13 protein-coding genes are annotated in these 12,130 nt (G+C 45.5%); 12 read left to right on the plus strand and 1 reads right to left on the minus strand.

Annotation, left to right across the window (positions count from 1 at the left end):
• From QZL69_RS00330 to QZL69_RS00380, 11 genes are all read left to right on the plus strand, one after another.
• Positions 1-1,485 (plus strand): DUF6056 family protein (locus QZL69_RS00330; protein ID WP_291517550.1); only part of this gene is annotated, 1,485 nt, incomplete at its 5' end.
• A 163-nt stretch (positions 1,486-1,648) separates the two neighbouring features.
• Entirely contained in the window at positions 1,649-2,809 is a 1,161-nt protein-coding gene (locus QZL69_RS00335; protein WP_022213245.1) for an ABC transporter substrate-binding protein, read from the plus strand.
• Between the two features lie 108 nt (positions 2,810-2,917).
• The gene (locus QZL69_RS00340; protein WP_022213246.1) at positions 2,918-3,802 is read left to right on the plus strand and encodes a branched-chain amino acid ABC transporter permease; all 885 of its coding nucleotides are present in this window, start codon (positions 2,918-2,920) and stop codon (positions 3,800-3,802) included.
• 12 nt (positions 3,803-3,814) lie between these two features.
• Positions 3,815-4,885: a branched-chain amino acid ABC transporter permease gene (locus QZL69_RS00345; protein ID WP_022213247.1), complete on the plus strand. Its 1,071-nt coding sequence runs from the start codon at positions 3,815-3,817 to the stop codon at positions 4,883-4,885.
• Positions 4,886-4,887: 2 nt separating this feature from the next.
• Positions 4,888-5,646 carry an ABC transporter ATP-binding protein gene (locus tag QZL69_RS00350; protein ID WP_022213248.1) on the plus strand — a complete coding sequence of 253 codons (759 nt, stop codon included), beginning with the start codon at positions 4,888-4,890 and terminating at the stop codon, positions 5,644-5,646.
• Between the two features lie 13 nt (positions 5,647-5,659).
• Entirely contained in the window at positions 5,660-6,370 is a 711-nt protein-coding gene (locus tag QZL69_RS00355) for an ABC transporter ATP-binding protein (RefSeq protein ID WP_022213249.1), read from the plus strand.
• Between the two features lie 13 nt (positions 6,371-6,383).
• Entirely contained in the window at positions 6,384-7,010 is a 627-nt protein-coding gene (locus QZL69_RS00360; RefSeq protein ID WP_022213250.1) for an AAA family ATPase, read from the plus strand.
• Positions 7,011-7,107: 97 nt separating this feature from the next.
• The gene (locus QZL69_RS00365; protein ID WP_022213251.1) at positions 7,108-7,839 is read left to right on the plus strand and encodes a polysaccharide deacetylase family protein; all 732 of its coding nucleotides are present in this window, start codon (positions 7,108-7,110) and stop codon (positions 7,837-7,839) included.
• 130 nt (positions 7,840-7,969) lie between these two features.
• Positions 7,970-8,629 (plus strand): YesL family protein, encoded by a 660-nt coding sequence (locus QZL69_RS00370; protein ID WP_022213252.1) that lies wholly within the window; start codon positions 7,970-7,972, stop codon positions 8,627-8,629.
• Entirely contained in the window at positions 8,626-9,609 is a 984-nt protein-coding gene (locus tag QZL69_RS00375) for a TIGR01212 family radical SAM protein (protein WP_022213253.1), read from the plus strand. Before QZL69_RS00370 ends, QZL69_RS00375 begins: the two co-directional genes overlap by 4 nt.
• A gap of 16 nt (positions 9,610-9,625) precedes the next feature.
• On the plus strand, positions 9,626-10,144 hold the full coding sequence (locus tag QZL69_RS00380; protein ID WP_022213254.1) for a DUF4364 family protein: 519 nt from the start codon (positions 9,626-9,628) through the stop codon (positions 10,142-10,144).
• Between the two features lie 18 nt (positions 10,145-10,162).
• Here the strand turns inward: QZL69_RS00380 and QZL69_RS00385 are convergent, their stop codons facing one another.
• Positions 10,163-11,482 (minus strand): replication-associated recombination protein A, encoded by a 1,320-nt coding sequence (locus QZL69_RS00385; protein ID WP_022213255.1) that lies wholly within the window; start codon positions 11,480-11,482, stop codon positions 10,163-10,165.
• 181 nt (positions 11,483-11,663) lie between these two features.
• Between QZL69_RS00385 and QZL69_RS00390 the strand changes: the two genes are divergently transcribed.
• The gene (locus QZL69_RS00390) at positions 11,664-11,972 is read left to right on the plus strand and encodes a YerC/YecD family TrpR-related protein (RefSeq protein WP_022213256.1); all 309 of its coding nucleotides are present in this window, start codon (positions 11,664-11,666) and stop codon (positions 11,970-11,972) included.
• The last annotated feature ends 158 nt before the right edge of the window (positions 11,973-12,130 follow it).

Consider the following 12,130-nt stretch of genomic DNA (forward strand, 5'->3'; position numbering starts at 1 on the left):
GAGAAGATGAAGATCAAAGATAACAGGGTAAGATATTTTATTTATGCTGCATTTTTTATGTTGTTTGTATATTTGGGATATAAAGTCCCATACTGCCTTGATGAGTGGAAGTGGGGACTTCCTCAGAGAGTGGAACTGATGAAGAGAGGCTTTTCAGGATATAATGGAAGATATCTGGGAAATATTCTGGCATTGCTGATCACAAGGTCAGAAGTGGCAAAAACACTTGTAATATCCGTATGTATGGTGCTGATCGTATGGCTGATGGAAATGAGTGTGCGAAGAAAAACTTTTTCAGAAAAAGATAAGTCAGACCCGATTCTTCTTCTGAGCCTCATCTTATTGTTACTCGCTGTCCCGGCTTCCCTGTATGGGCAGAGCTATGGATGGCCGGCTGCTTTTGTTAATTACGAAGTTCCGGTGCCATTGTTTCTGGTCTATTTTATATGGACAGATGAGCTTTACAGAAATAAAGTGGAAAAATACTCATGGTTTCAAACTTTGGCAGTCATCCCACTGGGAATATGTGTCCAGCTATTCAGCGAAAATATAACGATCATTGTTGTTGCATATGCAGTATGGATGATGATTTACACTGGTGTCAGATACAGAAAGATTTATTTGATAGAAGTGAATTATCTGTGGTCCGCAATTCTGGGGGCGGTGGTCATGTTTTCTAATTCGGCATATTCCAGTGCGGCAGTGCATAATGGAAAAACCTATAAAAGCATTGATATGAGTGCAGGAGTACTGCTCCAGAGGTTTGTTGTCAGGATATGGACAAACCTGGTTCTGAATAACTGGGTACTGACAGTGATACTTGCAGTTTTGCTGACTGCTCTGATCCTGAAAAAAAGAAAACAAAGTTTTGCAGCAGCAGAGATGCTGGTCGTTTTCTGGGGGTACAGTGTGTACAGTATTTTTCACAGAATTTGTCCAGAGTGGACATTTGATGGAAACCAGGCGGTGGACAGAGGGATTATGGCACTTCTTTCCATGCTGTTTTTTATAAATGTGCTTCTGTGTATCTGGATGTTTACAGAAAAAGAAGAACGAATTTCGATCTGTATTACATATCTCGGATCTCTGGCTTTTGCAGCACCGCTTATTGCGGCAGATCCGATCGGTCCGAGATGCTTTTATATTTCTTATGTATTTGAAGTGCTGACGACAGCAAAAATTCTTCAATATTTTTTGAAAAACAGAGGAGAAATACAGGTTTTTTATCCGGCACTGATCCTTGCAGTAACAGTTTGTATTTCAGCCGTATTTTATGTGAGAATTTTTATGATAATAGGGAAGTACAGTGATTACAGAGCAGAGCTGATCGAAGAGGCAGTCGAACAGAATGCAGAGGAACTGACACTTCCGGTCATGCCATTCAGTGATTATACAGGATATACGGAACCGATAGATGAGATCTGGAACGAAAAATTCAAGGAGTTTTATCATATTCCGGAGAATATGACAGTCAGATTTGAATAGAATGTCCGCGATACAAGGACACATATCCTTGTTAAATAAACAAATTCTTAAATAAATCTAAAATTTTCCCTTGCAATCAGCTATAGCCAATGCTATAATCAAAAACATTAAAGCTTTAGCGAATGAAAGTGCGCGGGCTAAAGATTAAAGGAGGAGCTTTATTATGAAAACATGGAAGAAAGCACTTAGTTTAACAGCAGCAGTAGCAATGACAGCAACAATGATGCCTGTATCTGCATTTGCAGCAGACGACGAGACTTTCAAGATCGGTGTTATCGGACCGATGACAGGTGACAACGCACAGTATGGTCTTGGTGTATACCATGCAGCACAGGTTGCAGCAGAAGAGATCAATGCTAACGGCGGATTCAACGGATACAACGTAGAGATCCTTGACGCTGGTGATGACCAGGCTGACCCGGAGAAGGCTGTAAACGCATACAACGACCTTCTGGACAAAGGAATGCAGATGCTTTGTGGTACCGTTACATCCGGTTCCTGTATCGCTGTAGGTGCAGAGGCAGCAGAGGATACATTCCTGTTCACACCATCAGCAACAGCAGTAGACAGCATCACATCCGGATCCAATGAATTCCGTATGTGTTTCACAGACCCGGCACAGGGAACCAAATCCGCACAGTACATCGGAGAGCATGCACTTGCTACAAAGGTAGCTATTCTCTATGATTCATCCGCAGACTACAACTCCGGTATCAACGATGCATTCGTTGCAGCAGCAGACGAGAACGGTCTTGAAGTTGTAGCTGACGAAGCATACACAGCAGACAGCAACACAGACTTCTCTGTACAGCTCAAGAAGATCAAAGACAGCGGCGCAGAGCTTCTGTTCCTTCCTAACTACTATGCAGACAACGCACTGATCCTTCAGCAGGCACATGACGCTGGTATGGACGACGTTAAGAAATTCGGTGTAGACGGTATGGACGGTATCCTTGGAGTAGAAAACTTCGATACATCCCTCGCAGAAGGCGTTATGCTTCTGACACCATTCTCTGCAACAGCAGAAGATGAAAAATCTCAGGCATTTGTTAAAGCATATGAAGCTGCAAACAAAGATGAAGTTCCGAACCAGTTCGCAGCAGATACATACGATGTACTCTATGCTATGAAAGCAGCAGCAGATGCAGCAGAGATCACACCGGATATGGAAAATGCAGACATCAGTGCAGCTATGTCTGAGGCAATGCTCAGTGTAGAACTTGACGGACTTACAGGTAAAGCAAAATGGACAGAAGATGGCGAATGTGACAAAGAGCCAAAAGCTTTCGAGATCCAGGACGGCGCTTACGTAGAAATGGACTAATAAGATACTATATTCAGAGGACGGGGGACGGTTGCCTGTTATCACAGGACTGTCCCCCCCTTTCTTGCACTAATAAGCCAATCAGTTAATAATTTAAAGAGGTGCATTATGAGCTTTTTATCATACTTAAAAGATGGAATCAGCCTGGGCAGTATCTATGCGATCATTGCCCTGGGGTACACAATGGTGTATGGTATTGCAAAAATGCTGAACTTCGCTCATGGTGATGTCATCATGGTCGGTGCATTTGTGATTCTTACCGCTGTTACCAAAGGAGGCATGTCTCCGGTGCTGGCTATCGTACTTTCTGTAATCTTCTGTACCGTTCTTGGTATGGTGATCGAGAAAGTCGCATACAGCCCGCTTCGTAAGGCGTCTTCCAACCTTGCAGTACTGATCACCGCGATCGGTGTCAGCTATCTGCTTCAGAACCTGGCACTTTTGATCTTCGGAGCAGATGCCAAGAGTTTCGTAACTGTTATCGATGTGCCGTCCGTGTCTTTATTTGACGGACAGCTTGTGATCAAAGGAATAACTATTGTAACGATCCTTACCTGTATCGTGATCATGGTCGGTCTGATGCTTTTTGTTCAGAAGACAAAACCGGGACGTGCGATGCAGGCAGTATCTGAGGACCGCGACGCCGCACAGCTCATGGGTGTCAATGTCAATGCGACAATCTCCATGACATTTGCGATCGGTTCCGGACTTGCAGCGATCGCAGGACTTCTTCTCTGCCAGACTTACCCGACACTGACTCCATATACAGGAGCAATGCCTGGTATCAAAGCTTTCGTTGCAGCCGTATTCGGTGGTATCGGATCCATTCCGGGAGCCATGGTCGGAGGAATCCTCCTTGGCGTGATCGAGATCTTTGGTAAAGCATATATTTCTTCGCAGGTTGCAGATGCTATCTGTTTCGGCGTCCTGATCGTAGTGCTTCTTGTAAAACCTACCGGACTGTTCGGCAAGAACATCCAGGAGAAAGTATAAGGGGTGGTCAGAATGAAGAAAACAATGAACAAAACAGTAAAAAACAATATGATCAACTATGGGATCGTGATCGCACTTTTTGTGATCGTACAGATCCTTTCCGGTACAGGACATCTGTCCAGACTTCTTACAGGTCTTCTGGTTCCGCTGTGTGTTTATGTGATCGCAGCGATCTCCCTGAACCTGGTAGTAGGTTTTTCCGGTGAGCTGAGCCTTGGTCATGCAGGATTCATGTGTGTCGGCGCGTATTCCAGTGCATTATTTTCACATATCGCAAGCGATATCCCGCAGGTTCCGAGATTTATCCTGGCGATCCTGATCGGCGCAGCAGTAGCAGCCGTGTTTGGTGTGATTATCGGTATCCCGGTACTTCGACTTCGTGGTGACTACCTTGCGATCGTAACCCTGGCATTCGGTGAGATCATCAAGAACCTGATCAACATCCTGTATATCGGTTTTGACGAAAAAGGACTTCACGTAGCAACAAGTGCCGCAAGTCTCAAACTGGAAGCAGGCGGCAAACAGATCCTCAAAGGTGCGCTTGGTATCTCCGGAACAGGTGCTCTTTACAAAGATGTCAAACATTACTTTTTCCCGATCGGAATCCTTCTGGTCCTTCTTACACTGTTCATCGTACAGAACCTTGTAAACTCCAGAAGCGGACGTGCTATCATGGCAACCAGAGATAACCGTATCGCAGCAGAATCCGTAGGTATCGATGTTACCAAGTTCAAACTTCTTGCATTCACGATCTCCGCAGCCCTCGCAGGTGTTGCAGGTGTTCTCTATGCACACAACCTTTCCATGTTAAAGGTATCCGGATTTGACTACAACATGTCTATCCTGATCCTGGTATATGTCGTACTTGGTGGAATCGGAAACCTGAGAGGTTCCATGATCGCAGCGATCATCCTCTATGCACTTCCGGAACTTCTCCGCGGATTTGCAAACTATCGTATGCTCATCTATGCGATCGTTCTGATCGTTATGATGCTCTTTAACTGGGCACCGGCAGCAAGAAACTGGAGAGCACGCGTAATGGAAAAGATCAAAGGCACTAAGAACAAAAAGGAGGCAGCTTAACCATGGCAATGTTGGAAGTAAATCATCTGGCTATCCAGTTCGGCGGTCTTCGCGCAGTTGACGGATTCAATGTATCAATCGAAAAAGGTCAGCTCTACGGACTGATCGGACCGAACGGTGCCGGCAAAACAACAATCTTCAACCTTCTCACAGGTGTATACAAACCGACCGAGGGTATCATCAAACTGGACGGACAGGATATCACAGGTAAGAGCACGATCGAGATCAACAAAGCAGGTATCGCGCGAACATTCCAGAACATCCGTCTGTTCAAGGATATGCCGGTTCTTGACAACGTCAAGGTCGGACTTCACAATCATCATTCTTATTCTACCCTGACCGGAATCTTAAGACTTCCGAAATATCACAAAGTAGAAAAAGAAATGAATGAAAAAGCAATGGAGATCCTCAAGGTATTCGACCTCGACAAAGAAGCAGATACCCTTGCAGGAAACCTTCCATATGGTAAACAGCGTAAACTCGAGATCGCCAGAGCACTGGCAACCGATCCGAAGCTTCTTCTTCTGGATGAGCCGGCTGCAGGTATGAACCCGAATGAAACACAGGAACTGATGGATACCATCCGTTTCGTACAGAAACATTTTGATATGACCACTCTTCTGATCGAGCATGATATGAAACTGGTCGGCGGTATCTGTGAAGAAGTAACCGTACTGAACTTCGGACAGGTGCTTGCACAGGGCGAGACTCTGAAGGTTCTGAAAGATCCGGCAGTAGTCACTGCATATCTGGGAGAATAAGGAGGAAAATCAAATGTCAATGTTGGAAGTAAAAGATCTCCAGGTTTATTATGGTGTTATCCAGGCATTGAAGGGAATTTCCTTTCATGTAGAACAGGGAGAAGTTATCGCACTGATCGGTGCGAACGGTGCCGGTAAGACAACCACACTGCAGACACTGACCGGAATCATCCCGGCAAAAGCAGGAAGTATCATGTTTGGAGGCAAAGACCTCACAAAGACACCTGCACACAAGATCGTCGAGATGGGTATGGCACATGTACCGGAAGGAAGACGTGTATTTGCAGACATGTCTGTATACGAAAATCTTCTGATGGGTGCTTACACAAGAAAAGACAAAAACGAGATCGCACAGAGCCTCGAGATGGTTTACAAGAGATTCCCGCGTCTGAAAGAACGTACAGGACAGCGTGCCGGTACACTTTCCGGTGGTGAGCAGCAGATGCTTGCAATGGGACGTGCTCTGATGAGTAAACCGAGCATCATCCTGATGGATGAGCCGTCTATGGGGCTTTCCCCGATCTTTGTAAATGAGATCTTTGATATTATCAAAGAAGTAAGTGAAAGCGGCACAACCGTTCTCCTCGTTGAGCAGAACGCAAAGAAAGCCCTTTCTATCGCTGACAGAGCGTATGTCCTTGAGACAGGAAGCATTACTCTGGAAGGCAAAGCAGATGATCTGCTTCATGATGAATCTGTCCAGAAAGCATATCTGGGAGAATAAGGAGGAATCAATAATGGATCAGGTTGTAATCACAATTGCAAGACAGTATGGAAGCGGCGGACGTACCGTCGGCAAAATGCTGGCAGAGCGTCTGGGGATTTCTTTCTATGACAAGCAGATCATTCAGATGGCATCTGATGAGAGTGGAATTGACGTAAAACTTTTCGGCAAAGTAGAAGCGGGAGATAAAGTCAAGACTTCTCTTTTTGGCAGCAAGGACAGCATCTACAAGGGAGACCTGCACCAGCCAGGCAGCAAGGATTTCATCTCCGATGAGAATCTTTTTAACTACCAGGCTAAAGTAGTCAACGACCTTGCAGAAAAAGAATCCTACGTGATCGTAGGACGCTGTGTAAACTATGTATTCAAGGATCGTCCGAATACCTTGCGTGTATTCATCCATGCACCATGGGAGTTCCGTGTAGAGCAGGCTTCTGAGAAGATCTCCGGATCAAGAGAAAATGTGGAGAAATTCCTTCTCAAGGATGACAAGCGCAAACAGGACTACTACCATAAATTTGCAGGCGGTGTCTGGAACGATGCGACAAATTACGACCTTTGCCTGAACAGCGGCAAACTCGGATTTGAGAAATGTGTTGATGCGATCGAAGCACAGTTAAAGATCATGCTTGGGAAATAAAAGCCAGTTGGGGGCGGTGTTTTTAAAACACCGTCCCCGTTCTTTTTTTATGCTTTCATGCATATATTGAAGGGAGTACAGGGCAGGCAGGGTAGATATGAGAAAATTTTTTTCAGGGATAGTTGTTGTACTTCTATTGCTCATGGGAACTGTCTGGTCTGCAGGAAAAGAACCGGAGGCTGTACAGACGATCGGAAATAAGGCAGCCAGGCTTGTTGCAGGAGAGGGAATGCTCCGGCTGATGGAACAGGAACTTATGGAGCAGAGCCAGGCACATCCTGAAGTAGCACTGACCTTCGATGACGGTCCAAGTCCGAAATATACACCGCTTCTTCTGGATGGACTGAAAGAGAGAAATGTCCGGGCAACTTTTTTTCTTCTGGGCAAAAATGTGAAGGAGAATCAGGAACTGGTGCAGAGGATGCAGGCGGAAGGACATCTTCTGGGAAATCATACGTATAATCACGTACAGCTCAACAAGATCCCGGAGACTACAGCCCGGCAGGAGATACTCAAAACAAACAATGAGATCTATGAGGCGACAGGAAAGTATCCGGAATACATGCGTCCTCCTTATGGAGCCTGGAAGAAAAACATGGAGCTCTGCGTCGAGATGCTGCCCGTATTCTGGGATATTGACACACTTGACTGGAAAAGCCAGAATGTGGATGCGATCCTCAAGGCAGCAGGAGAAGAACCGGAGGACGGTTCGATCATCCTTATGCACGACGAATATCAGACCAGCGTGGAGGCAGCCCTTCTCCTTATCGACCGGCTGAAAGAAAAAGGTTATGAGTTTGTGACAGTAGATGAACTGATCGTACCATGACCATATCGTGAAAGGTTTGTGTTACTGTTCACTCCGTTCACAGTAACAGGTTTGTCATTGCTTTTTCTGCTCAATTTCGTTATACTGATATATAACGAGTTTATCAATTCAGCAGAAAAAGGAGTAAAAAATGGACAGATTCTTCAGTATGGATAATAAGTTTTTTACATTTATGGGAAAGGTCGCAGATTTATTTATTTTGAATATCCTATGTCTGATCTGCTGCATCCCGATCGTGACAGCGGGGGCATCGATCACAGCGATGTTTTATGTGACCATAAAGATGGTAAAGAACGAAGAGTCCTACATAATCAAGAGCTTTTTTAAATCTTTCAAACAGAATTTCAAACAGGCAACGGTGATCAACCTGATCATGCTTGTGCTGGCAGTGATCCTTTATGTGGATATGAGCATCGTAAAGCAGATGGGACAGCCGCTTGGACAGATCATGAATATTATTTTCCTTGCATTCAGCGTTCTGTATGTGATGGTATTCCTGTATATTTATCCAGTTCTGGCGAAATTTTATAATTCTACCAGAAATACGTTTATCAATGCGGTGCTGATGTCTGTTCGTCATCTTCCGTATACGGTCCTGATGGCAGTGATCTGTGCATGTCCGGTACTTCTGGTATCTTTTGCACCGACATTTAAAGTACAGGCAACGATCATCCTGATCTGTCTAGTGATCGGCGGGGCAGTGGTTGCATACTGCAACTCATTTTTCCTGGTAAAGATCTTTGAGAATTATATTCCGGAAGGCGCAGAGGACGGAGGAAAGGCAGAATGAGAAACTGGAATGGTAAACCGTACCATTCACTTGACTATATGCTGAGAGAGACCTTTGGCGAAAAGGTATACAAGGTGACGCTGAACGGCGGTATGTCCTGTCCGAACCGTGACGGGAAACTCGGAAGCCGAGGCTGTATTTTCTGCAGTGAGGGCGGAAGCGGTGATTTTGCGGCAGATGCGGCACTGACGATTACAGAGCAGATCGACAGCCAGATCGCTGTTTTGTCCGCGAAACGCCCGATCCATAAATATATTGCTTATTTTCAGGCATATACCAATACCTATGCCCCGGTGGAATATCTCAGGAAGATTTTTACAGAAGCGATTCATCATCCATCTGTGGTGGCACTGTCAATCGGGACAAGACCGGACTGTCTGGGAGAAGATGTTCTGGATCTTCTTACGGAACTGAACCAGATCAAGCCGGTATGGATCGAACTTGGGCTTCAGACGATCCACGAGCGGACGGCCGCATATATCCGGAGAGGATATCCTCTTTCGGTATTTGAGACAGCGGTGAGAAATCTTCGGGAACGTGGGATCGAAGTGATCGTTCACACGATCCTGGGGCTTCCGGGGGAATCCGAGGAGGACATTCTCGCTACCATGGAATATTTGAACCACAGAGACATACAGGGAATCAAACTTCAGCTTCTCCATGTGCTTAAGGGCACCGATCTTGCACAGGAATATCTGGAGGGCAAATTCCACGTATACGAAAGAGAAGAATATCTGAATCTGCTGATCCGGTGCATCGAGCATCTGGATCCGGAGATCGTCATACACAGGATGACAGGAGACGGACCGAAGGAACTTTTACTTGCTCCGCTATGGACAGGCAGGAAGAGAGAAGTCCTGAATCTTCTGCATCATCAGATGAAGGTATGTGACAGTTGGCAGGGGAAGCAGTATAATTTTGACCAAGTTACTGTGAACGGAGTGAACAGTAATAAGCAGTTTCACACCCTGTCAGAATAAGAAAGAGGTGACTCAAATGGCAGATCCATTTACAACGTATAAGCTGATCGTATTATATATGGCGAAGCACGCGACACAGGCACTGACAAATTCACAGATTTCAGAGTTTATCCTGGACCGGGAATATACCGATTATTTCCAGCTGCAGAAAGTACTGTCAGAGCTGACAGAGACAGAACTTCTCCACAAAAGGACGATCACGAACAGTTCTTACTATGAACTGACGGAAGAAGGACGCAAGACGCTTTCCTACTTCGAAAAAGATATCTCACAGGATATCAAGAATGAAGTCAAGGAATATCTGGAAAGTCGTGGCTGCAAAGTACAGGAGCGGATCCTGACCCCGGCTGACTATTATACGACCCCGCAGGGCGGATATGCCGTCCGCTGCCAGATCATAGAGAAGGATTCCTCTACGATCATGGATCTGAGCATGGCTGCACCGAACAAAGAAGCCGCCCAGGAGATCTGTCGGAGCTGGGCAGCGAAGTCACAGGATATATATGAAATGTTGATGGGAGAGTTGATCTCATAAAATAAGAGGGTGGAGCCGTTAAGCTTCACCCTTTATATGTTTCATATATTCGTTGAGAGTTTTCTCATATCCAAGATCCCCTGGTTCATAGAACTTCTCGCCCTCGATCTCCGATGGCAGATACTGCTGATTCACATAATGATTTGGATAATCATGCGCATATTTATATCCGATCCCTTTACCAAGCTTCTCATGCCCGCCATAATGTGCATCCTGCAGATGAACAGGAACCGTAGTCCTGGTCTTTTTGACAGAGTCCATGGCAGAAAAGATCGCGTTTACAGCGGCATTGCTCTTTGGTGCACATGCCATATAGGTGACTGCCTGTGAAAGAATGATCTGTGCTTCTGGCATGCCGACACGCTCAACTGCCTGGGCAGCAGCAACAGCCACACAGAGTGCTTGCGGATCTGCATTTCCGATGTCCTCAGAGGCAAGGATCATGATCCTGCGCGCAATAAACTTGATATCCTCCCCTGCGTAAAGCATCTTGGCAAGATAATAGACAGCCGCATCCGGATCGGAGCCACGCATACTTTTGATAAAAGCAGAAATGATATCATAATGATTATCCCCCTGCTTATCATACTGGACCACACGCTTCTGGATGCATTCAGAAGCGACATCAAGCGTCAGATGGATATAACCGTCATCACTCTTTGGAGTTGTCAGGATCCCGAGCTCCACGGCATTCAGTGCACTCCGCGCATCACCGCCGGCCATATCAGAAAGAAATTCAAGCGCGTCGTCATCGATCACAGCACCATAATTCCCCATTCCCTTATCACAGTCATTGACTGCACGCAGGATCAGCGTGCGGATATTCTCCTGACTCAGAGCCCTGAGCTCAAAAATAATAGAACGGGAGAGAAGAGCACCGTTGACCTCAAAATAAGGATTCTCCGTCGTTGCACCGATCAATATGATCGTTCCATCCTCCACAAACGGAAGAAGATAATCCTGCTGTCCTTTATTAAAACGATGGATCTCGTCGATGAACAGAATGGTCTTCTTACCATACATACCAAGCTGTTCCTGCGCTTCCTTTACGACCTGCTCCATATCCTTCTTGCCCGCAACCGTAGCATTGATCTGAGTAAAATTGGCACGGGTCGTATTCGCGATCACCTTAGCAAGCGTCGTCTTACCAGTCCCCGGAGGCCCATAAAAAATAACAGAAGTCAGCTTATCCGCCTTGATCGCACGATATAACAATTTATCCTTCCCCACAATATGCTCCTGCCCGACAACCTCATCCAGAGTAGTAGGACGAAGCCTGGAAGCCAGAGGCGACTCCCGGTCCAGAGTCTTAGATTTGGCATATTCAAATAAATCCATAACAATACTCCAATCTGAAAAATTCGTACATTTGTTCCCAGTATACCTGCTTTTCAAAGGAAATTCAACTATCCACACCGTTTTGTTATGAAAATCACAAAATCCCTTGCTTATCACAAGTTAAAGTGTTAAAATACTAATATGTGAAATATAACAGGATGTAAGCTAAAGGAGCAGGAAAATGGGTAAAAAAATCAGGACGGAAGAGGTTGACCATCTTTTTGAGGCAATCCTTTGTTTGAAGAATAAAGAAGAATGCTATACCTTCTTCGAAGATGTATGCACGATCAACGAACTTCTTTCTCTTTCACAGCGTTTTGAGGTAGCTAAAATGTTAACTGACAAGCGCACATATCTGGACATCTCCGAAAAGACCGGGGCCTCAACCGCAACCATCAGCCGAGTAAACCGTTCCCTCAACTACGGAAACGACGGCTACGAAATGGTCTTCGAAAGAATGAAAGCAAAAAAAAATAAAACAGAAGAATAAATAAAAAACGGAGCCTGCAGGATCGAAGATCCCTACGGCTCCGTTTTTCTTCTCAATAATTTCCCCAACACTCAGGGCGACGCCGCAGGCACGCCCGTCCCCAGTCTAAAGCCGCGTGGCCAAGAACTTAACTTGCCCCATAAGTAATCATAGATATT

The sequence above is a fragment of the Blautia sp. CAG:237 genome (assembly GCF_000436615.1).
GTDB classification, from domain to species: Bacteria; Bacillota; Clostridia; order Lachnospirales; family Lachnospiraceae; genus Blautia_A; species Blautia_A intestinihominis.